The organism is Nostoc commune NIES-4072, from assembly GCF_003113895.1.
Taxonomy (GTDB): domain Bacteria; phylum Cyanobacteriota; class Cyanobacteriia; order Cyanobacteriales; family Nostocaceae; genus Nostoc; species Nostoc commune.
On the sequence record NZ_BDUD01000001.1, the window covers coordinates 6,593,142 to 6,614,845 of the forward strand.

At 41.0% G+C, this 21,704-nt stretch carries 22 protein-coding genes and 2 pseudogenes; 15 read left to right on the plus strand and 9 right to left on the minus strand.

Annotation, left to right across the window (positions count from 1 at the left end):
* Positions 1 to 6 precede the first annotated feature (6 nt).
* Entirely contained in the window at positions 7 to 453 is a 447-nt protein-coding gene (locus CDC33_RS29520; protein WP_109011938.1) for a hypothetical protein, read from the minus strand.
* A gap of 245 nt (positions 454 to 698) precedes the next feature.
* Here CDC33_RS29520 and CDC33_RS29525 point away from each other — a divergent pair, with 245 nt between their 5' ends.
* From CDC33_RS29525 to CDC33_RS29570, 10 genes and pseudogenes are all read left to right on the plus strand, one after another.
* Positions 699 to 1,061 carry a helix-turn-helix domain-containing protein gene (locus tag CDC33_RS29525; protein ID WP_094328443.1) on the plus strand — a complete coding sequence of 121 codons (363 nt, stop codon included), beginning with the start codon at positions 699 to 701 and terminating at the stop codon, positions 1,059 to 1,061.
* A complete protein-coding gene (locus CDC33_RS29530) occupies positions 1,058 to 1,333 on the plus strand; it encodes a DUF29 domain-containing protein (protein WP_109011939.1) in 276 nt (91 codons plus the stop codon). The genes CDC33_RS29525 and CDC33_RS29530 overlap by 4 nt, the downstream gene beginning before the upstream one ends.
* Positions 1,334 to 1,441: 108 nt before the next feature.
* Entirely contained in the window at positions 1,442 to 2,152 is a 711-nt protein-coding gene (locus CDC33_RS29535; protein ID WP_109011940.1) for a DUF4336 domain-containing protein, read from the plus strand.
* A gap of 158 nt (positions 2,153 to 2,310) precedes the next feature.
* Complete coding sequence (locus CDC33_RS29540; protein WP_109012753.1) at positions 2,311 to 2,808, plus strand: hypothetical protein; 498 nt, start codon at positions 2,311 to 2,313, stop codon at positions 2,806 to 2,808.
* A gap of 46 nt (positions 2,809 to 2,854) precedes the next feature.
* A pseudogene (locus CDC33_RS29545) lies at positions 2,855 to 3,139 on the plus strand (Rpn family recombination-promoting nuclease/putative transposase); the annotation flags it as partial.
* Between the two features lie 51 nt (positions 3,140 to 3,190).
* On the plus strand, positions 3,191 to 3,502 hold the full coding sequence (locus tag CDC33_RS29550; RefSeq protein WP_109011942.1) for a hypothetical protein: 312 nt from the start codon (positions 3,191 to 3,193) through the stop codon (positions 3,500 to 3,502).
* Between the two features lie 155 nt (positions 3,503 to 3,657).
* The gene (locus CDC33_RS29555) at positions 3,658 to 5,343 is read left to right on the plus strand and encodes an ABC-F family ATP-binding cassette domain-containing protein (protein ID WP_109011943.1); all 1,686 of its coding nucleotides are present in this window, start codon (positions 3,658 to 3,660) and stop codon (positions 5,341 to 5,343) included.
* 221 nt (positions 5,344 to 5,564) lie between these two features.
* Positions 5,565 to 7,163 (plus strand): 2,3-bisphosphoglycerate-independent phosphoglycerate mutase, encoded by a 1,599-nt coding sequence (gene gpmI / locus CDC33_RS29560; protein ID WP_109011944.1) that lies wholly within the window; start codon positions 5,565 to 5,567, stop codon positions 7,161 to 7,163.
* 182 nt (positions 7,164 to 7,345) lie between these two features.
* The gene (secG, locus tag CDC33_RS29565; RefSeq protein ID WP_109011945.1) at positions 7,346 to 7,579 is read left to right on the plus strand and encodes a preprotein translocase subunit SecG; all 234 of its coding nucleotides are present in this window, start codon (positions 7,346 to 7,348) and stop codon (positions 7,577 to 7,579) included.
* 10 nt (positions 7,580 to 7,589) lie between these two features.
* Complete coding sequence (locus tag CDC33_RS29570; RefSeq protein ID WP_109011946.1) at positions 7,590 to 8,402, plus strand: peptidase; 813 nt, start codon at positions 7,590 to 7,592, stop codon at positions 8,400 to 8,402.
* Positions 8,403 to 8,463: 61 nt separating this feature from the next.
* On the opposite strand, the gene CDC33_RS29575 is transcribed toward CDC33_RS29570, so the two are convergent.
* The 6 genes from CDC33_RS29575 to CDC33_RS29600 all read right to left on the minus strand — a co-directional run bounded on the left by CDC33_RS29575 (position 8,464) and on the right by CDC33_RS29600 (position 15,351).
* Entirely contained in the window at positions 8,464 to 8,907 is a 444-nt protein-coding gene (locus CDC33_RS29575; RefSeq protein ID WP_109011947.1) for a DUF29 domain-containing protein, read from the minus strand.
* 260 nt (positions 8,908 to 9,167) lie between these two features.
* Positions 9,168 to 10,316 carry a glycosyltransferase family 4 protein gene (locus tag CDC33_RS29580; RefSeq protein ID WP_109011948.1) on the minus strand — a complete coding sequence of 383 codons (1,149 nt, stop codon included), beginning with the start codon at positions 10,314 to 10,316 and terminating at the stop codon, positions 9,168 to 9,170.
* 352 nt (positions 10,317 to 10,668) lie between these two features.
* Positions 10,669 to 12,291, minus strand: a complete 1,623-nt coding sequence (locus CDC33_RS29585) for an MFS transporter (protein ID WP_109011949.1) — start codon at positions 12,289 to 12,291, stop codon at positions 10,669 to 10,671.
* Positions 12,278 to 13,207, minus strand: a complete 930-nt coding sequence (gene recO, locus CDC33_RS29590; RefSeq protein ID WP_109011950.1) for a DNA repair protein RecO — start codon at positions 13,205 to 13,207, stop codon at positions 12,278 to 12,280. The genes CDC33_RS29585 and recO overlap by 14 nt, the downstream gene beginning before the upstream one ends.
* Before the next feature lie 112 nt (positions 13,208 to 13,319).
* Positions 13,320 to 14,000 carry a deoxyribose-phosphate aldolase gene (gene deoC, locus CDC33_RS29595; RefSeq protein ID WP_109011951.1) on the minus strand — a complete coding sequence of 227 codons (681 nt, stop codon included), beginning with the start codon at positions 13,998 to 14,000 and terminating at the stop codon, positions 13,320 to 13,322.
* Between the two features lie 172 nt (positions 14,001 to 14,172).
* On the minus strand, positions 14,173 to 15,351 hold the full coding sequence (locus CDC33_RS29600) for a DNA cytosine methyltransferase (protein WP_109011952.1): 1,179 nt from the start codon (positions 15,349 to 15,351) through the stop codon (positions 14,173 to 14,175).
* A 288-nt stretch (positions 15,352 to 15,639) separates the two neighbouring features.
* Here CDC33_RS29600 and CDC33_RS29605 point away from each other — a divergent pair, with 288 nt between their 5' ends.
* On the plus strand, positions 15,640 to 16,911 hold the full coding sequence (locus CDC33_RS29605) for a glycosyltransferase family 4 protein (protein ID WP_109011953.1): 1,272 nt from the start codon (positions 15,640 to 15,642) through the stop codon (positions 16,909 to 16,911).
* A 38-nt stretch (positions 16,912 to 16,949) separates the two neighbouring features.
* Here CDC33_RS29605 and CDC33_RS29610 read toward each other — a convergent pair whose 3' ends face one another.
* Positions 16,950 to 17,348 carry a carbohydrate porin gene (locus tag CDC33_RS29610; protein ID WP_244919437.1) on the minus strand — a complete coding sequence of 133 codons (399 nt, stop codon included), beginning with the start codon at positions 17,346 to 17,348 and terminating at the stop codon, positions 16,950 to 16,952.
* A 17-nt stretch (positions 17,349 to 17,365) separates the two neighbouring features.
* On the opposite strand from CDC33_RS29610, the pseudogene CDC33_RS40705 reads away from it, so the two are divergent.
* From CDC33_RS40705 to CDC33_RS29620, 3 genes and pseudogenes are all read left to right on the plus strand, one after another.
* Positions 17,366 to 17,491 (plus strand): annotated as a pseudogene (locus tag CDC33_RS40705) (ISKra4 family transposase); the annotation flags it as partial.
* 152 nt (positions 17,492 to 17,643) lie between these two features.
* Entirely contained in the window at positions 17,644 to 18,201 is a 558-nt protein-coding gene (locus tag CDC33_RS29615) for a hypothetical protein (RefSeq protein WP_109011955.1), read from the plus strand.
* Between the two features lie 77 nt (positions 18,202 to 18,278).
* Positions 18,279 to 18,923, plus strand: a complete 645-nt coding sequence (locus CDC33_RS29620; RefSeq protein ID WP_109011956.1) for a DUF3318 domain-containing protein — start codon at positions 18,279 to 18,281, stop codon at positions 18,921 to 18,923.
* A 583-nt stretch (positions 18,924 to 19,506) separates the two neighbouring features.
* On the opposite strand, the gene CDC33_RS29625 is transcribed toward CDC33_RS29620, so the two are convergent.
* Positions 19,507 to 20,304 (minus strand): 7-carboxy-7-deazaguanine synthase QueE, encoded by a 798-nt coding sequence (locus CDC33_RS29625; RefSeq protein ID WP_109011957.1) that lies wholly within the window; start codon positions 20,302 to 20,304, stop codon positions 19,507 to 19,509.
* A gap of 198 nt (positions 20,305 to 20,502) precedes the next feature.
* Between CDC33_RS29625 and CDC33_RS29630 the strand changes: the two genes are divergently transcribed.
* On the plus strand, positions 20,503 to 21,552 hold the full coding sequence (locus tag CDC33_RS29630) for an anti-sigma factor antagonist (protein WP_109011958.1): 1,050 nt from the start codon (positions 20,503 to 20,505) through the stop codon (positions 21,550 to 21,552).
* The last annotated feature ends 152 nt before the right edge of the window (positions 21,553 to 21,704 follow it).

A 21,704-nucleotide genomic window follows, 5' to 3' on the forward strand; every position in this document is an offset into this window, starting at 1 on the left:
TTGCCCTTAAAGATACTGTAAAATCACTTGTTGTTCTGTTGTTTTTAACAGACACAGGTGGTTTTCTAATATCGTGTCGAGTGCATCTTCTATTTCATTGGGATAATGGTAATAGGCAAATTCGTACTTCATAACGTAGTTTAGCTTCACCCATTCCTTCAGGGTTTGACAGGTATAAATTAATTTCTCTACTTCCTTTTGCCAACGCGCAAAAATCCGGTAGCTAAAAAAACTGCTGCATATATTGCCTTTTGTATCCCAGTAGGAAATACACACTTGATGCTTCAGAAGATGAATTTTTTTGATTTGCTTAACATCGTAGCCTTTAACTTTTAAAGCTTTTTTGGTTTCTGCGTCAGAAATGTTCCAATGTTCTGGTTTAATTTTATTAGTGGCGATAAGGTTTTTACCTTTGCGGCGATATTGGTTAATTTTGCGTGGCTTGCGAAACATGATGCACCTTCGATATTATTTCTTCGCAGCAAAGTTGAGCTATTAGCACAAGAGCCGTAGCAAACTAAGTTTTTTGGGTTGGTTAAAGATAGATAGGTTAGTCTACTAGCTTGATGCCTGTAGTTGCCGATTTACAACAAGAGAAATAGTTTAGTACTAAAACACAAGGCTGTCAATATAAAAGTAAACTTGTAATATTGAAAGTAAACTTGTAAATACAATACAGTTGGCTAGCTATATAAGCAGTGAAGATCGAAAGCAAACAAAAACTGATTGAAATCATTAAACTAGCTCGCGGTTCAATGAGTCAGCGAGCATTTGGTAAGCTTTTGGGGGTATCTGCTACTGCTGTTCAGATGTGGGAAAAAGGTGTGAAAGTTCCAGATACAGAAAATTTGGCTCGAATCGCATCGAAAGCAGGCTACACAATGGAAGAGTTAATCAGCTGCATAGATGGCAAGCCAATTCCAGAAACCTCAGATTTGAGTCTGATTCTTAGACAAATCCAGCACATGCCTTTGGCCCAAGTGGCTCAAATCGTCCAAGCTGCGGCAGAGAGATTGGCGGCTGTAGCTGAAGCATCCGGGGATGAGGCGAAGGCTAGTTGAAGTGGGAGTATCAACCCGAACAACGCTCTCGCAGTTGGTTTTTAACAATTCGAGAACAGCGTCGCGCCATCTACAGACATTTGCGACAGAACCCTAGCTTAAAGTCTCGAATCGAAGAAGCCGTGTTAGATGGCTTTGAAGCGGGAGTCGATTTGGCACTACGAGAAACTAACTTACCATTACGAACTTTTCCAGAGCATTGCCCCTATTTATTTGATGATGCGATCGCAGACAATTTTCTGTGCGATACTCGTCAAGACTGGGAAGGATAATTACTACAATTTTTCTGCATTATAAGTTTTTAGTTTAATACAGAATCGACTATTGAGCCTTGTCAGTTCGCCACACATAACCGCTCAAAGCTACTGTTGGAATTAGTGATGCTCAGAAAAATTGATAAGAATATTTGGATCGCCGAGCAACCGTTAAAGTATTTTGGATTGAGTGTCGGTACAAGAATGACGGTAATTCGTTTCAATAATGGTGAATTAGCTGTTATCTCTCCGATCCAAGTTGATGACGAAACTACTGAGCAACTCAATCAGCTTGGAAATGTTAAATATATTATTGCCCCAAATCTTTTTCACTATCTGTTCTTATCTAACTTTAAAGCTGTCTATCCTCAATCAAAGGTCTATGCTGTATCGGCATTAAAGGCTAAAAGACCTGAGATATCTATTGATCAAGCATTAGAGGATAATGGCGAAAATCTTTTAGGCGAACTTGAATGTTTATTATTTGAAGGGTTCAAAACCTTTCTTCCAAGTGGAGCATTACCTTTAAATGAGTACATTTTTTTTCATGCTGAAAGTAAAACTTTGGTTTTGACAGATACAGCTTTTTACTTTGATGAAACTTTCCCAATGACAACAAAAATAGTATCCCAAATAATGGGAGGGTACAAGAAATTTAGACCATCATTGTTAGAACAGTTGGCTACTCAAGAAAAAGAGAAGGTTAAACAATCAGTTCAAAAGGTACTGCGATGGGACTTTAGAAGAGTTATTGTGGCTCATGGCAGCATTGTAGAGCATGATGCGAAGAAGCAGTTTAAAGAAGGGTACGAGTGGTTTTTAGGGGAATCTCTTTAAAACCACGCACCACCGCAGCTGGAGGCAGTTTTGAGGGAGATAGTTTCAGCACAAGGTAGCCTCACATAGATTTGGTATTAGACCAAATAGAACTACTGGCAGTTAAGGAATAAATGGTTTTAAAATGGTGCAATCTTAAAATATTTAGGGGTGCAGCTATGTCGCTACGCAATGAGCCTTTAGATTGGCAAATTGAAACCAATAATCCTTATATACCAGTTTATCATCAAGGGAATTTGGTGGGATTTTTTAAACCAGATTATGCCAATGAAATTATTAAAATTTTAAATGAAGAAGAAGTTTTAAAGAAAGCGCTGAAAATGGCTTGTACTGATTTAATTAAAAAAATTGGCGGCGATACCAGAAAAGTCAATTTTTTAATGGAAAAATATATAAAAACTAGTGAGCGTCCAAAGCATGGAACTAGAGCGATCGCAGTTTTACTTCAGGATAGGCAAAAAGAGCTTGACTTGAGTAATCAGGAGTTTACTAAATTCTGCGACACCTTTAAATTATCCCCTACCGAACTGAATAATATTTATGCTGGAGAAGCATTTGATGATAGTTTGTTAGCGCCACTTTCACGTATATTAGGGATGGCAAAAGAGCTATTGCTGAAAGTGCGAGATGGTTCTGAAGAATCAAGCAACACATGAACAGCAAATCAAAATTTTCAAATGATATAAAATTGTGAAAACAGACATCATCTTTTATCGGCTGTTTCAAGAATTTCCTGCAATGAGTAGGGAGGAGATGGAAGAAATGTTTGGCTTAAGTGAGTTAAAGCAAACCAGATTTTATCAGGAAGCCTTTCAGGAGGGTGTTGAACAAGGTAAGGTTGAAGGTATTGAACAAGGTAAGGTTCAAGGCATTGAGCAAGGTAAGCTCAGAGCAGTACCAGCAATGTTGGCAGCCGGGTTGACTGTAGAACAAGTAGCACAGGCGCTAGATTTGAGTGTCGAACAAGTCAGACAAGCCGCGCAGTAGGATTCTTCTGATCAAGGAGTAGAGGAATTGGTGGACTACAACATAGGAACTATGAGTTTCAAAGATACAAAAATTTATCAAGAAGCATTTGAAGAAGGGCGTTTGGAAGGTTTACGGCAATCAGTACCTCGTCTATTAGATTTAGCGTTAACTATTGAGCAAGTTGCGGAGGGATTAGGTTTAACTATAAACCAAGTTCAAAACGCGAAACTCTATCATGATGGCATCCAAATAGGGGAGCGTATAGCCAAATTAAAATTAATACCCACCTTGTTGAAATTGGGGGTGACAGTGGAACAAGTGGCTGAGGCATTTGATTTCAGTGTCGAAGAAGTTAGACAAGTAACACAAAGCCAGCCTTAAGATAGATGTGGTAAATTTTATCCGTGGCTCAAGCCAAATTTGGTTTGCGGCTTCCAGACTTTCTCACGACGAATTTATAGTTAATTTTTGTTAATATTAGAGGCGGTATTAGTACTTCGTCCTCAACCACCCACTCCCTACCTGAGAGAAACTTAATGCTGCGACTAGAACATATAAGTAAAATTTATCCCACAGGCGAAGTTCTCAAAGATATCAACTGGGAAGTTAAACCAGGCGATCGCATTGGCTTAGTCGGTGTCAACGGTGCTGGAAAATCTACCCAACTTAAAATCATCTCTGGGGAAATTGAACCCACCGCAGGCGAAATTATCCGTCCTAATAGCTTACATATAGCCTACCTCAACCAAGAGTTTGAAGTAGACCCCACCCGCACCGTTAGAGAAGAATTTTGGACTGTCTTCAAAGAAGCCAACGAAGTCCAGTTATCTCTGGCGCACATCCCACAAGAGATGGAAACGGCTAACCCAGATGAACTGGATCGACTAATCGACAAGTTGGATCGCTTGCAGCGCAAATTTGAAGCCTTGGACGGCTACAACTTAGATGCACGCATCGGGAAAATTTTACCAGAGATGGGGTTTGGGCTAGAAGATGGCGATCGCCTCGTCAGTGCCTTTAGTGGTGGTTGGCAAATGCGGATGAGTTTAGGTAAAATTCTGCTGCAAAAACCTGACTTGTTGCTGCTGGATGAACCGACTAACCACCTAGATTTAGAAACCATTGAGTGGTTGGAAAATTACCTCAGAGGGCTGGTTACGCCGATGGTAATCGTCTCCCATGACCGGGAGTTCCTTGACCGCCTCTGCACCCAAATTGTGGAAACTGAACGTGGCGTTTCCAGTACTTACCTTGGTAACTACTCGGCATATTTGGAACAAAAAGCCGAAAGTCAATCAGCACAACTGAGTGCTTACGAACGCCAGCAGAAAGAATTAGAGAAACAACAAACCTTTGTTGATAGATTCCGCGCCAGTGCTACCCGCAGTACCCAAGCAAAAAGCCGGGAAAAGCAACTCGAAAAAATTGAGCGCATTGAAGCACCTATTGCTGGGGTAAGAACTCTCCACTTCCGTTTTCCCCCTGCACCCCGCAGTGGACGCGAGGTAGTAGAAATTAAAGACTTAACTCATCTTTATGGTGATAAAATCTTATTTTTGGCAGCAAATCTGCTAATTGAAAGAGGCGATCGCATTGCTTTCCTAGGCCCCAACGGTGCTGGAAAATCTACCCTTCTGCGCGTAATTATGGGTATGGAACCACCCACAGAAGGTATTGTTCAATTAGGGGATCATAACGTTATTCCTGGTTACTTTGAGCAAAACCAAGCTGAAGCTTTAGATTTGAAGAAAACTGTCATGGAAACTATCCATGATGAAGTTCCAGACTGGGATAATCAAGAAGTTCGCACGCTTTTGGGACGCTTCTTATTTACAGGTGATACTGTATTTAAGGCAGTTGGAGCATTAAGTGGAGGTGAAAAAGCTCGTCTGGCGTTGGCAAAAATGCTCTTACGCCCTGCAAACTTACTGATTTTAGATGAGCCGACAAACCACCTAGATATTCCAGCGAAAGAAATGCTGGAAGAAGCGCTTAAAAACTATGATGGTACGGCAATTGTAGTTTCCCATGACCGATACTTTATTTCTCAAGTAGCTAACAAAATCGTTGAGATTCGTGATGGTGAATTCCGGGTTTATTTAGGAGACTATCATTACTATCTCCAAAAAATTGCCGAAGAAAAAGAACAAGCAAAGTTAGCTGCGATCGCTGCTGAAAAAGCAGCTAAAAAAGCTGCAAAAGCTTCTAGTAAAAAGAAATAAAAGATTGAATACGGACTTAGTAGTAGTGCTAAAATGCTATTACTAAGTAATTACTTGTTATTAGCGATCACCGAGATTATATAAAAATCGCTAGAGTTTAAAAAATCATTCAAAAAACTGTAAGTCTTTCATAAAATAAATTAATAAGCAAAAATTCACTTGCGGCGTGGATTAGCAGTGGTATCATTCGGATATTACAAAAAGTAAAGGGCAATTTTACTATGACCAAAGCACCTGTTGCTCCTGTGGTGCTAGTCATTTTAGACGGATGGGGCTACTGCGACCAGAAGCGAGGAAACGCTATTGTTGCTGCTAAAACTCCCATTATGGAAAGTTTATGGGCAGCTTACCCGCATACCCTCATCCGCACATCAGGAAAAGCCGTAGGGTTGCCAGAAGGTCAAATGGGCAACTCGGAAGTAGGTCATTTGAACATTGGTGCTGGGCGAGTTGTACCCCAAGAACTGGTACGCATCTCTGATGCGGTCGAAGACGGTTCTATTGCCTTAAACCCAGCACTCGTCAAAATCTGCCAGGAAGTTCGCTCTCGGAATAGCAAGCTGCATCTAGTCGGGCTTTGTTCTGAGGGAGGGGTACATTCGCATATCACCCATCTATTCGGACTACTTGACTTAGCCAAAAACCAGCGAATTCCAGAAGTTTGTATCCACGCCATCACCGATGGTCGTGACACCGCCCCAACTGACGGTGTAAAAGCGATCGCACTGCTGCAAGATTATATAGACCGCATAGGAATTGGGCGTATAGTCACCCTTAGCGGTCGCTACTACGCAATGGATCGCGATCGCCGTTGGGATCGGGTCAAACGCGCCTACGACATGATGATACAAGATAGTGTTGGGAATGGTCTCAAGGCTGTGGAAGTGTTGCAAGCATCTTACGACCAAGGAATAAAAGATGAATTTGTCAACCCAATCCGAATTGCTCCCGGCGCAATCGAACCAGGGGATGGGGTGATATTTTTCAACTTCCGCCCCGATCGCTCCAGACAACTGACTCAAGCTTTGGTCAGTCCCACATTTAACGGTTTTGAAAGACAGCAAATCACACCCCTGTCTTTTGTCACGTTTACACAGTATGATTCAGACTTACCTGTGGCTGTAGCCTTTGAGCCGCAAAATCTCAGTAATATTCTGGGAGAAGTAATAGCTAATCATGGTCTGAATCAGTTCCGCACCGCCGAAACAGAAAAATATGCTCACGTTACCTATTTCTTTAATGGGGGTCTAGAGGAACCTTTTGCTGGAGAAGATCGGGAATTAGTAAGCAGCCCAATGGTAGCTACTTACGATCACGCCCCAGCGATGTCAGCAGCAGCAGTTACAGATGTAGCGATCGCTGCAATTCAAAAGGGTACGTATTCCCTAGTGGTGATTAACTATGCCAACCCAGACATGGTAGGGCATACTGGTCAAATCGACGCTACCATTACAGCAATCGAAACAGTTGATCGTTGTTTGGGACGCTTGTTAGAAAGCGTTATCAAAGCCGGTGGTACAACAATTATTACTGCTGACCACGGCAACGCTGAGTATATGCTAGATGAAGGGGGTAATCCCTGGACGGCTCATACTACTAACCCAGTCCCCTTAATTTTGGTAGAAGGAGAGAGAGTTAAAATCCCTGGATATGGCACAAATGTCGAACTGCGAACCGATGGCAAGCTATCCGACATCGCCCCCACGATTCTAGAGATTTTACAGCTGCCTCAGCCACCAGAAATGACCGGGCGATCGCTGCTGAAAACAGCAGAATATGAGTTGCAACGCACTCGCACCCCCGTACAAGTCGGACTGTAAAACAGTTAATAGTGAGGAGTTAGGAGTTAATAGTAAAGAGTAATGAATTAAAACTTTCCCAACTCCTAACTCCTAACTCCTGTACAAACGCAATTAATCGCGTCTCCTGTACAAACGCGATTAATCGCGTCTCTACTTCTAACTCCTCTTTTTTGAAACTTTTTATAAATGAGATTCCTACCATGACAGTTAGCAATATAGTGCAAGGCATTTGGGCGTTTTCCGCCACTGGTTTAATTATCTTAGTTTTACTGCATAGCCCTAAAGGTGATGGCGTTGGCGCTATTGGCGGACAAGCCCAGCTATTTAGCAGCACCAAGAGTGCAGAAAACACCTTAAACCGAATTACTTGGGCATTGACAGTAATTTTCCTCGGTTTAACAGTAGTTTTAAGTGCTGGTTGGCTACCTAAATAAGGATAGGTAAATGGGGAGAAGAACCCAACATCCCATACTTAACACCTTAATAAATTTAATTTCACAACGGTTAATTACAGCTCTTGCCTTTTTTATTGGCACAGGGCTATTAATCATTTTTACTAATCTTCAGTCGAGTGATGGGTTTACAAGAATACCAAAATCTGTATATTCAGAATTAATAATCTCTCTCCCTCCATCATTTCCTTTAAAACCCCATCCCCTACCGTCCACACTTGCACAGTGGCAAGATAGTACAAACAGTGGTGACTACTTTTCCCAAGTCACAACAACCCAAGTGGGTTACTTAGTTTGGTCGCAATTTCCTATTCGAGTTTACGTTGAACTACCAACAGCCATTAACGAAAAACTAGCTCAAGCATGGGTTGACGCTGTATTACAAGGTGTACAGGAGTGGAGTAATTATTTACCTATAACAATAGTCGAACAGCCGGAAATTGCTGATATTACGATTGTACGAAAAGCGCCACCTCTACAAATTTTCCCTGGTAGTAATATAACCCGTGCGCGATCGGCACAAACTACTTACGAGTTATATACCAGCAACAAAGTTTTATCCCACCACTTCACCATCTTGTTAAGCCCCAGTCAAACAGGTGAGTATCTCATTGCAGCAGCCCGCCACGAATTCGGTCATGCGCTGGGAATTTGGGGTCATAGTCCACTACAAACTGATGCGCTATATTTTTCCCAAGTTCGCAATCCGCCGTCTATTTCTTCTAGAGATGTAAATACTCTAAAGCGGGTTTATGAACAGCCAACTACTTTGGGATGGTCTTTAATAGATAATTCGGCGACTTAATTTTATCGTGTTGCTGAGTTAAAATATGAATATATTTTGTGTAAAAAATCAAAATTTAAGATTAAGGGAACCAATTTTTATCTAAAATTTGCTCTAAGGTATAAGGACATAATTCAGGTAAATTGGTTAAATTTGTTTTAGCCTTAACATAATCTAAGGCATTGCTATAAATTATGTTGAAATTCTCTTCTAAATGATTGCGTAAATTGGCACTTAAATCTTCATTTAGTTGGTTACGAAAACTAATAATTTCCGCAGCCCAATAATTAGCATTTCTTGGCTTTTCTAAATCCCAATATTGAGAAAGTAATAAATGTCTAATAATCTGTTCCAATAAACTTCTTACTCGCCTTTTTTCCTTCTTAGCCAAATCTTCCAATTCTTCTATTAAGTTTTCATAGTCAACGTCTGCTAATTGTCGATTTTTGAGACATTTAATAGTCTCCTCTAACCATTGCAGGTAATTGGATTCATATAATGTTTTTATGTCGATGATTGCAGTCATTTGTTGATTTTTTAGCTTTAATTCACTATTATTTAATGTTAACTAATTCAGGACTTACGCACAGGTGACGAAAGAATCAAACCGCTCCAGGCACAGAGAACACGGACTAATGAGAGTTTGAGAGGTACTTTGCGTAAGTCCTATAATTTATTAATTTTTGCTAATAATTGCCCAGAAAAAAAGATACACAGCACCATAAGTCCCGATCGCACTCATTATTATCTGATAATTTACAGTGCGATCGCACTTATTCTCTTTCCCTAAGCTCTACGACTTAGCGGTAGAGGTCGCTGTGCTAAAACTTCTTTATAAAGTTCTTCCAGCAGAGTAATATTTTTACTAAGGGTATAGCGGTCTAATACACGCTGTCTAGCTTTTTGCCCTAGTAAGGTTGTTAACTCAGGATGGTCTTGCAACACTGGCAAGAGGGTTCTTAATTGCGATCGCGCTGTTTTAGTATTTATAACTATACCTGCGCCCTTTTCCAATACTTCTCCATCTGCACCCACATCTGTTGCTAAACAAGCCAATCCACATGACATTCCTTCTAACAGAGATAGGGACAAACCTTCTACCAATGAAGGCAAAATAAATACATCTGCGCCCCGCAAAATTTCGATCCGTCGGTCTTCATCAGCAACAAATCCCAACCAGATAATGCCGTATTCTGAACCATAAAACTGCTCTAAGGAAGACTTTAAAGGTCCATCGCCAACAATTAGCAACTTAGTACCAGGCTCCATTGCCGACTGCTTCCAAGCCCGGAGGAGGGCTTCGACATTTTTCTCTGGTGCTATGCGACCCTGATAGACAAATAAACGTTCGGCTTTAAATTCTGTTTTGACTTGAGAAAATCCTGGAGAATACTTGACAGTATCAACACCGTTGGGAATTACAGCAATATTCTCTTCCCTCACGCCCATCCCTGCTAATAATTCTCGCTGAATTTGGGAAAATACAATTACGCGATCGTAGTTAACTAAAAAAGGTGCGTAGAGCTGATAAGCCAAAAGCTGTGTTCCCGATATCAGCTTTGCCCCCTTACCAGCAAACGGTGTGTGAAAAGTGGCAATTAAGGGCAACCTCAGTTCCTCACAGATTTCTGGTAGAAAAAAGTCTAGAGGAGATAGCGTCAAGGAAGCATGGACTATATCTGGCTTGATTTCTCGCAGCGACTCCGTTAAAAGTTTGGTTGCTTTAAAAGTAGGGATTGTGTAAACCTGGGACTTATAAATAAAAGGGAGGGAAACCTCTCGAAGATTTGGCCAATTTTCAGGTTCAGAGTCTTCTTGGGCGAAGTGAAGAAAGCTAACTTGATGTCCCCTATCTAACAAGGCATTTGTAATTTCTCGACTGTAGGTGACATTGCCGCAAAAGGGTGATTTTTTTCCAATCCAGGCTATACGCATTCTTTATTTAGCTGTAAGAAAAGCGGGTTTGATCTATTACCTATGTGTCCTTCGTGATTTTTATTTTATCTAGCTATACTTGCTGGTTTTTTAGTTATTACAGATTCTCAACAGAATATAGTTTAAAAAGCCCATTTTAAGCTGATTAAACCGATGGATTTATGGCTTTATTTATTCTACTTATAAGTTGTTAATTTCTGATATTTAAACAACTTATTCTGACTAATGTCAGATTGATATCCCGCAAGTATGTGATAAATTTTCACTGGTCACAGTTTACCACGAACACAAAAGCTTTAAGTAAATATTAATTACTTAAAAGTAATTAATAATAGCTCCTGTTAGCTGATAACTATTTGTGTGAGTTATACCAGGTTAATATACCTCCTAAAAAGACGATCGCAGCTAATCCCAAAAAAACTGCCTGTAATCCTACAAAGGTTTCTGCTACACCTGCTAATGCCAAGGGTAAGGAGAGAGCAATATTAATTACATTGTTTTGTAAACCAAAAACTTTACCACGCATTTCTGGAGGTGTTTCTGTTTGGATCGCTGTTTGCATGGGAATTCCCACTAGTGCTCCAAAGATACCTAATAGCGTTATCAGTAACAGTACTAGCCACAGTTGGGTTGTAAAGATTGATAGACCAATGAGGGATGCTGCCATGCCCATACAACCGCATAGGCTTAGTTGGGTATAAGAGAAGCGTTGCCCAAATTGACCGAGAATTGTTGCTCCAGCCGCGATCCCAACACCACCGGCTGCTAGTAAAAAGCCGAACTGGGATGCTTTCATGTTAGGAATTATTTCTGCCATGCGAACGGCTAAAACAGTTAATGCAGCAAAGACAGAAAACAAGATAATCAGTTGAAGCAAAGCATTACGGACACGATGATTTGCTTTGAGGTAGGCAAAACCATCTCGCAAATCAGAGAATACGTGAGGGAATTCTGTATCGGGGTGGTAGTGTTTTTCCTTAGTTGCTAGGAGGAATAAAATTATTCCTGCGATCGCATAACTACCACCTACTAAAAATTCTTTGCCTAAACTACCACTACCACCAATTTGTAGCCAAAGTCCATCGGCGATCGCTAATAATGGTTCCCCGACAGCAAACCCAACAATCACCGATGCCATCATCGTTGTCGTATAAAGCGAATTTGCCGAGAGTAAATCCTGTTCTTCTACTATTAAGGGAATTGCCGCCTGTTCTGCCGGTGCAAAAAACTGCGTCAGCGTAGAAACTAAAAAAGTTACACCCAGAATGATCAAAAAACCAACTGGCAAAACTCCTATGGGTTTCCAATCATGAGTCAACCACATCAGAAAGGGAATTGACAAAACCAGGATGCCGCGCCAAATATTAGTTGCCACCAGCACAGCCTTTTTCGACCAGCGATCGACAAACACACCAGCAACGGAACCAAACAATACTGCTGGAATCGTAAAAGCCATCATCAAGGCTGATACCCAACCACTAATACTTTGATTACTAGCCTGAAACTGAGTATTAATCAAAGCAATCATCAGTACCAAATAAACTTTATCTGCTAGTTGGGAGAAAACTTGACCGCCCCAAAGAGCTAAAAAATTAGGGTTTTTTAATACAGGTAAAAACCCCTGCTGTTTGATATTTCCTGAAACAGCTTCTCCACCAGAACCAAAGCCATTTAATGTTGGTGGTTCTTTTTCTGGGATAGTAGCAACGGGCATTTGCCCGTTGCTATTTTCTTGTGCATCAGATTGTTTTTCTGATTGACTTAGAATATCAGTTTTTGGGATCTGGTCTGTGCAATTTTGATTGTTTTTAGAAACGTCTTTTGGGGACATTCCTTGTCCATTTATTTGACTAGATGTACACTTTGAAACAGCACTCAAGTGATTCCTAACTGTAGGATCTGATACCCTATTTTGTTTTTTCGCGAGGCTTGGTGACAAAGGTAGGATTTTTTTATCCAAATCAGACGGTTGCATCATGGTTGGCAGCAAAATAAGAGTCGATCAAGGTAGCAGAGCGAATAGGGCGACCTAATTGATACTGAGCATACTGGCGCAAAATCTGTTCAACAGATAACCAGTCATGATCTCTAGCACCATCAATTTGCATTATCTCTGGTTGTGACAGATGTTGAAGCAAAGCCAGTTCCATAGCACCTGGACGACTAGAAATCACAGGGATTTCTTGCCGATGCACAACAACTGTTTGGGAGCCAGGTTTTGGAGTTAATGGGATAATGGGATGATTAGGTGATGGAGAAAAAGATGAATTTCTTTGTATCTCCCTTTCCCTTTCACCCTCTCTTCGCAAACGTTCCCAAGCTTCTAAAGAAACCGTTCCACCCGCAGGGATACTAAATCCTACCTGCCAGTTTGGGTCTGTAAAATTTGGTTTGAGGAGGTGTCCAGATAGGCAGCAGACTTGTACTTGTGGCGTTACTCCTGCTAACGCTAAAAGGTGAAACACCCCATGAGCCAGATGAGCCAAAACCCCAGATGGATTTGCACTAGATAACGCCTCCAACCGATGGAGATGTTCATTGAACAACTCATAAAGTTCTTCTTGGGGTTGTTCGCTCAAAGCTTGACACAAGACTATTTCTGCTAAATACTGACTGGCAGCTAATTTTCCCAAATCTTTAGCTAAACCAGGATAAGTTTTTAACGTTTGTGCTTGGGTAATTTTATCAAGCGATCGCCCTTTTGCAATCAATAGCTCATTCACAACAAACATACCACTCCTCCCTCCCAGGCTGGAGTTGTGCTTGCGTGCCCCTGGAGCCACTGCTCGAATCAGACCGAATTCTGGTGTCAAAATCGTCACTATTTTATCCGATTCTCCCAGCACTTGGGTTTTAAGATTAATTCCCGTTGCTTTGTAGGTTCTACTCATTAGTCATTAGTCACTAGTCATTAGTAGTTATTAGTCCATTAGTCATTGCTTAAGGGTCATTAGCTTAGGACAAATGACAAATGACAAAGGACAAAGGACAAAGGACAAATGACTATTCACCCTTTCCCAGGTTATCGCGCTGGCGGATCAAATCGATACCGCGAGATGTGCCTAATCTAGTAGCACCTGCTACGATTAAGTCTAGAGCTTGATTGATAGTGCGGATACCACCTGAGGCTTTAATTCCTACTTTTTCTTTAGCAAATTCCTGCAAAAGACGTACATCTGCCACTGTTGCACCACCATTCCAGCCTGTACTAGTTTTTAAGAAAGCTGCTCCCGCTTCCATAGCTATTTCAGCAGCTATTTTTTTTTCCGCATCTGTCAACAGGTTGGTTTCCAAAATTACTTTGACAGTTTGCCCAGTCTCTTCACAAATTTCGGCAATTTCCCGGTGGACTTCTTCAGTTTTACCAGCTTTCAACCAACCCAAATTCATTACCACATCCAACTCAGTAGCTCCATTATCCGCCGCTTCTTGAGCCTCATACAGTTTCACTGCTGAAGTCGTCGCACCAGAAGGAAAGCCAATTACCGTACAGACTTTCGGGTTCTTGCCGTGCAGGAATTCGACTGCTTGTTTGACATAGGCGGGAAATAGGCAAACCGCCGCAAAATTGAATCTGTATGCTTCTTCACACCACTGCTCAACCTGCTCTGGAGTAGCCGTTGGCATTAAGAGGGAGTGATCGATAAATGGCGCAATATCAATGTTTGGATAGTCTGCTGCCATCGTGTCTTCTGCCAGTGATTGATTATTAAACTTTATAAAAAATTAAAACATTTCTTATATATATATATTAAACCATATCTATTACAAGTTTATTCTGAAAAGAAGCTGCTGACTTTTATTAGATGTCAGCTTTGTAGATGTCGCGGAATTATTGTAAGTGTTTAAGTTGACATTAGACAGTAGTAAGCTTAAAAATATCAACAGCATTTTTTGCACCAGTTCCTAAGAAGTCAAAAATAGTTTTAGCTAACGCCTTTGATGCCAAATATGGTACGCCATTACCAATAGTTTTAAACATATTCGTGAGCGACATATTCTCTGGAAGCACAAAAGTTGCAGGCAAAGATTGTATGGCTAAAGCTTCTGCCACAGATATTCGTCGGATTTTATAGGGATGCAAATGTACTTCATTATTTCCATAGCAAGCTGTTGGAGAGTAACGCCATCTATGCAGACGCTTAAAAGACTTTTTAGAATCATCTCCTTCATCAATAGCAGCAAATCTTGTGATCCCTGCCCTTGGTTGAAAACAGTTTTCAGCATTGGGATGCTTTAGAACATTATTTTTTCTAAACCAATGTTCAACTGTTAATTCTTGAGGTATGCCGTCAGGGCAAGGGATGATGGAATTTTCCTGGAATGGTTCGCACTTACACCAAGGATAAGCAAAAACCCTTGTTTGAGGATATAAAATGTGATTGTCCCAAGGAAAAATCTCTTCAGGTAGGAAATTTTCACTACCGATTTTTATTCCTATATCGTTGATAAAACTATTTCGGAAACCAATGAGAATAATTCTTTCTCTATCTTGGGGTACACCATATTCGATAGCATTAATTAATCGCTCTGTTAATATATAGCCTGCTTCCAGCAATTGTTGCTTGAGCGATTCAAAAAATAAACGGTGCTTTTTTGTTTTCCACAATCCCTTAACGTTCTCAAATAGAAAGAAATCTGGAAGATTGCGGCAAATTAATTCAACGTAAGAAGCGGAAAGCTTGCCATTATCTCCTAAACGTCCTTTATTTTTTCCGCCAATAGAAAAATCAGGGCAGGGAGGCCCGCCAATGAAGCCGACAATATTATGAGATTTACGGCAGTCTTGTACTAGCTCCCGGAGGTGTTGTGTTTGTAACCCATCAAGAAGTTGGGTTACATCTCCTACTTCTCCATCATGATACCCGTATTCTGGTAACGGTAGATTGAGAACCTGGCGTGAATAGCGGTATGCAGCCATGAATGGGGGAAAGATTTCATTGACGTAAACAAGCTTAAAACCGTTGGTTTCAAAACCTAAATCTAGGAAACCTGAACCAGCAAAAAAGGAGAAAATACAAGGGCGATCGCTCATTCAATAAATACTGGCATAAAACAGTCTTAATTAATATCGAAATATATAGGGTTTATACTTACGTACTGATTAAAAATGAACAATTTTAAGATTGCTTCAATAGTCACAAAATTCACACTCTCTCTAAGTGTTTAATATCAAAATTTACTCAATCTTTAAGGAAAATACCTGACAGAAAAAGAGTCTGAAGTCACAATTAATAAATATAGGAGTTTTCAAACTCCAAATCATGTTTAAGACAAATATTTGTCATGAAATAAAAAACCGGGGCACTTCAGACTAATTTTTATGCGAATTTTAATTTACTCCTACAACTACTATCCAGAACCAATTGGTATTGCCCCACTGATGACTGAATTAGCAGAGGGACTAGTGAAACGTGGGCATCAAGTGCGCGTAGTCACCGCTATGCCCAACTACCCTGAGCGTCAAATTTACCAGGAATATCGGGGCAGGTGGTATCTCAACGAATATAAAAATGGCGTTCAAATTCAACGCAGTTACGTTTGGATTCGTCCCCAACCCAACCTATTAGATCGGGTATTACTAGATGCTAGTTTCGTTGTCACTAGTTTTGTGCCCGCCCTCGTCGGTTGGCGTCCAGATGTTATTCTCTCGACATCGCCATCCTTGCCAAGCTGTGTACCAGTTGCTCTTTTAGGATGGTTACGTGCTTGTCCTGTAATCTTAAATCTACAAGATATATTACCAGAAGCAGCCGTCCATGTCGGTCTACTAAAAAATAAATTGCTTATAAAGTTATTTACAGTGTTGGAAAAATTTGCTTACCACACTGCCAGTAAAATTAGCGTCATCGCCGATGGGTTTGTGGACAATTTGCGAGCTAAGGGCGTAGAAGCTGACAAAATTGTGCAAATTCCCAACTGGGTTGATGTCAATTTTATCCGCCCTTTGCCTAAAGAAAATAACCCTTTCCGCGCTGCACATAACCTGAATGGCAAATTTGTAGTACTTTATTCTGGCAACATTGCGCTAACCCAAGGCTTAGAAAGCGTTGTTAAAGCTGCTTCTGTGTTGCGTCATATTCCAGATATTGTTTTTGTCATCGTTGGAGAGGCAAAAGGGTTACAGCGATTGCAACAGGAATGTCTAGACTGCGGCGCAAATAATGTTTTGCTACTACCATTTCAACCCCGCAAATCTTTGCCACAAATGTTAGCAGCTGCTGATGTTGGTTTAGTGGTGCAAAAGAAAAATGTTGTATCCTTCAATATGCCGTCAAAAATTCAAGTGCTACTTGCCAGTGGACGAGCTTTGGTTGCTTCTGTCCCCGATAATGGTACGGCAGCAAAAGCTATCAGGCAAAGTGGCGGCGGAGTTATCGTTTCTCCAGAAGATCCCCAAGCTTTAGCAATGGCAGTTTTAGATTTGTATCAAAATCCGGAAAAAGTCAAAACTCTAGGTTATAAAAGTCGCAAATATGCTGTTGAAAACTATGCTTTTGAGCAAGCTTTAAATCAGTATGAGTCCTTGTGTTACTCCTTGACGGCAGAACGTGGAGCAATTCAATCCACAAGAGTTAGGAAACAAGAAGTTTAATTTACAGCAGTAGTATTAGATTACACAAAATGCTCAACTTAAAACCTTAACGATTCTGCATCTTTGAAGCTATCGCCGAAACTATTGTGAGTCACTTTCGGAGGTTGACCCACAGTAAATCCTCCAAAGCTACCTTTTCGTCCGATATCTCTGAGAGCTAGTAGCACTGCCCATGTGAAGATGGACGCATTGGAATCTTTTAGTAAATCTTCTACTTTTGCATCAATAAAACCAACTCTAGCACTGAGAGTGATAACTGGGCTAAGTTGCCAAGCAGCTTCTGCACCAAATGAATTAGCAACGATCGCATCTGCCTCATCATTAAATGGATCGCTGGTTAATTCACTTCTAGTTCCCGTCTTCAAATTGTTATGAGAGTGAATATAGGTAACGCTGAGTTCTGTTGTTTTAGTGGGTTCGAGGGTTAGTTGAGCGATCGCTAGTGAGCGTGGATGATGGAGGAAAAGTAAGACTACGAGGTAAACCTCATGTCGGTTGTAACAGGCGAGACTATAAAACTGTTCGTCTACAAGGGATTTACTACGGCGCATTTTTTGACTCAAACCAATCATTAATTGATTAGTTTTTTCTTAATTTTGGATAAGTCTTGTCCTTAACCCAAGCGTATTGACTTTTAGGCGATCGCTTGTAGCGACACCAACCTAAACAACTACCCCTAGCAGGTTAAACTAGGTCTGGTAACAGCTGCTCCACGTTCCTTATGAGGCTTTTATGGGAGCTAACCTCAAACAGATTGCCAACTATTTAGACAACCTTGGTTGGGACTACCGTTTTGATGATGAAGAAGACCGAATTATAACAGGTGTGGAGGCTGATAACCTAGAAGATTTTCTAATAGTTGTCCAACTGGATGAAGAGGGAAAATTTTTCCGGGTATTTGCCCCTCAAGTTCTGGCAGGAATTCAAGAACATCCTCACAAGGGAGTTATCCTACAGACAATGCTTGCCATTTCCTGGGAAACCAAAATGTTGCAATGGGAGTATGACCCATCTGATGGCGAAATTCGTGCCATTATTGAGTTTCCTTTAGAAGACTCGATTCTTACAGAAAAACAATTTCACCGTTGTCTGAGTGGCTTAATCCAGATTGTGGATAGCATAGCAATACCTCGCCTGAAAGAAGTAATGGCAACAGGTTTTGATCCGGGGAATATAGAACTTGGGGAAAGACTGTTACTCAGTATCCAAGAAGAAGCCCCAGGATTGCTAGATTTGTTAGAAAAGGCAATGGAATCGCGAAAAAAGCGAGGAAGTTTTAAGGGTGAGTGAGACGGATCATCACTTAAATCGCTATACTCCAAAGTGATACCCTCACTATATACTGAAATTTTCTGGGGCTGGATATTATGACATCCTATGCAACCTCCTCTGCCAAAGCGGAAATGAGTGAACTACGGCGGTTGAAAGGCTTACTACCGCCAGAATTACAGAGCTGGGTCACGGTTGAAGGCACAACTGAGGTCAATCCACCCCTGGTTCGTTGCGAAGAAATTGGTAAAGACCAGGTAGAAATTCAAATTGACTTGGTGAAATGGGATGCCCTCGCAATGGATCAGCGTAATCTGCTGTTCTGGCATGAAGTTGCCCGCGTTCAAAATGACACGATTCCTAAAGATGGTTGGGAAATGGCAGCACTAGCCATCGGTTTAGGTGGTGCTGTAGGCGAATTGTGGGTACAAGATGGATTGCTTCTGGTGTTAGCTTTGTCGCTGTGTGGTGTGTCAGGCTGGCGATTGTACCAAAAGAATAGTGGGGAAAAGCAACTAAGAGAATTGATCAATGCTGATGAGAAAGCGATCGCTTTAGCAACTCGGTTTGGTTATACCCTCCCCAATGCCTACAAGAGTCTAGGTAGCGCCTTGAAAACCCTGATTGACAATACTCCTAGTAAGCGCCAACGGTCGAAATACGAAGCAAGGCTCTCTGCCCTTAAACGCAGTGCTAATAAGGCAAAAGCTAAATCCAAAACTCCAGACGAGGGCGCACTCTAGAAACCAGAAATTAGGTTGGGTGGATATTGCCCATCCCACAAAATACCTAAATCAAGCTGAGTTCAATGAACCTCTCCCTGCTTTGAATTAAAGTTCAAGTTAGCCCTTCTCCAACTCTGATACGTTTTATACATATTTTTGTATAAAATCAAAATCGTTAAAGATCCCCCTAAATCTCTTGATAAATTGGGGGACTTTGAAGGGTTTTTGCCACCCAATTTATCGGGGGGTTGGGGGGATCAAAAGCTTGTAGGTCAATATTAGAAGACTATTATGAAAGCTGGGAAAAAAATCAATAGTTTACTTTTGCAATAGTCTACGATATCTGGTTAAACGCATCTAAGCTTAAATATACTTAAATATAAATTCCTGTGGGGTGGGCATCCTGCCCGCCCAGTATATGCAATTTAAATGTAGAACAGCTTAAATTAGTTTGAATGCCAACACTCCCCTTGTGTCACCCGCCTGTTAAGTAATTTCTCTGTGAGCGTTGCGGAAATATCCCTCAAAGAGTGTTTTGCTTTTAACTGCCTTTCATAAAATCTTACTTTTTTCTTGATTACATCTTTATCAAACTCAAATTTTACAGCTGGTTCAGCATTTTATGCGTCTGAGGGATCACACGCACATACTTGAGAAAGCCCTTCATCAAAGCTTGCCACGTTAAAACTTGATCAGCCGTAGGGGCAAACACAGGTATTGAGGAGAATTGTTCAGATACTGCTAAAGGCGTAACAGGTTGTAAAAATACTGAGATATCTGGACTAACCTCTGCCACTAGCAAAGCTGAACGTTCCAACTCGGCTGGATCTGTGTTTTGAGACACAATTATCTTGACAAAAACATTTAAATATGAGTCATGACATAATTGGAGAAATTTAGCATGTTCTTGCCAATGACTTTCGCCGCTAACACTGGGCAATTTTAAATCCATACCTACAGAGTCTAAGTAAGGGAGAATTATTGCCAGTTGTTCTGGGCGATGTCCGCCAGTTTCTAAGTATATAGGTAGACCAGTTATGGCTCGTACTTCGGGTAGAAACTGGGTTAAAAATGGGGCATGAAGAAGTGGTTCGCCTCCAGTTAAGCTAATGCTATCGTGTAGAGAAGGTACATTTTGTCGTTCGACCCATTCAACTAGTATGGGTAGAGAGACAGGGTTAGAGTGGATTTCAAAGTCGCGCAATCCAGGCGATCGCTCTATCCGACAACTAGCAGGTGCATTCCAAGTGTGGACACTATCACAAAACTGACAGCGCAAATCACACAAAGCAAAACGAATAAATATCTGACGCGTCCCTACATTTAGTCCTTCCCCTTGAATGGCAGAAAAGATTTCAATTAGGCGTGCGGTAGGTGTAACCGTATTTTTAGCAATCATTTGATGAGAGCAACGCGATCGCGCTGCGGCGGCACAACAACAAGGATATTTTTTGGCTTCTTGTTCTATTGTGAATCGTCGCTAGCGATCTCCAATCTCAGCCCCGGTAAATTGAAATTAGTCCTTATTACTACTGATTCCAATATTAGGTTAGGTAATTTTCTAGGACAAAGTAATGTTTGGCAGATTACATTATACATGGCAACGAAAGTGCAGAGCTTCATGACTAGCCAACCGACAGAGGTCGATTTTCCAGTTAATTCCCTAAACGACACGGCTATAGTGCAGATGCCTAAGCGGTTGAGCGTGCTGGAGGCTTTAGGCTTTAAGCAAACCTGCCAAAGCTTAATCCAGCCCAATTCACATCCTAAGCAAATCATTATTGACTTTCACCAAACTACTTTTATGGATAGTAGTGGCTTAGGTGCCCTGGTCAGTAATTTTAAATATGCCCAGACTCAAGGGATTACATTAACACTGCGGAATGTAACACCTCAAATAATGGCAGTTCTAAAACTGACGGGATTGGATCAGGTTTTCCCCTTAGAGCTTGTAAATGATGCGCCGCTAATAAAACAGGAAGACTTAGTAGATAATCGCAAAACAACTTCCCGTAAAGTAGAGCAGTTACCCACTACTCACCCTTCTGTGGCATCTTGGATGAAACGGTTGTTAGACATTGTGGGGTCTGTGGTCGGTTTATTAATTACAGGAGTTTTATTTATTCCGATTGCGATCGCTATTCAAATTAATGATCCCGGGCCCATTTTCTTTAGTCAAATTCGTTGTGGTTGGATGGGGAAACGGTTTAAGATTTGGAAATTCCGTTCTATGTGTGTGGATGCGGAAGCGAAGAAATCCCAAGTTCAAAACCAAGTGCAAGGTGCTTTTTTCAAAAATGAGAATGACCCCAGAATTACCAAAATAGGGCGCTTTTTACGGCGAACTAGTCTTGATGAATTACCCCAATTTTGGAACGTCCTCAAAGGAGAAATGAGTTTAGTAGGCACTCGACCACCGACACCCGATGAAGTGGAACGCTACGAAGTACCGGAGTGGCAACGTTTAGATGTAAAACCTGGTATGACTGGCGAATGGCAAGTAAACGGGCGTTCTACAGTCCGTAGTTTTGAAGATGTAATTCGCCTAGATTTGCAGTATCAAAAAAATTGGAGTTTGGTGTACGATTTAAAGCTAATTTTCAAAACTATAGCTATTCTGTTTAATAGAAACAGTGGTGCTGTGTAGCTAACTACCCTTATTCACAATTTTTTGTTAACTCCCAATCACAATAATTGTTAAATACACCCAAGCCTAAATTAGGCTTGGGTAAATTTTAGGTTTACCTACAGCTAATTTTGGATTTTAAATTTTAGATTGACAACACGGATGAATCATCT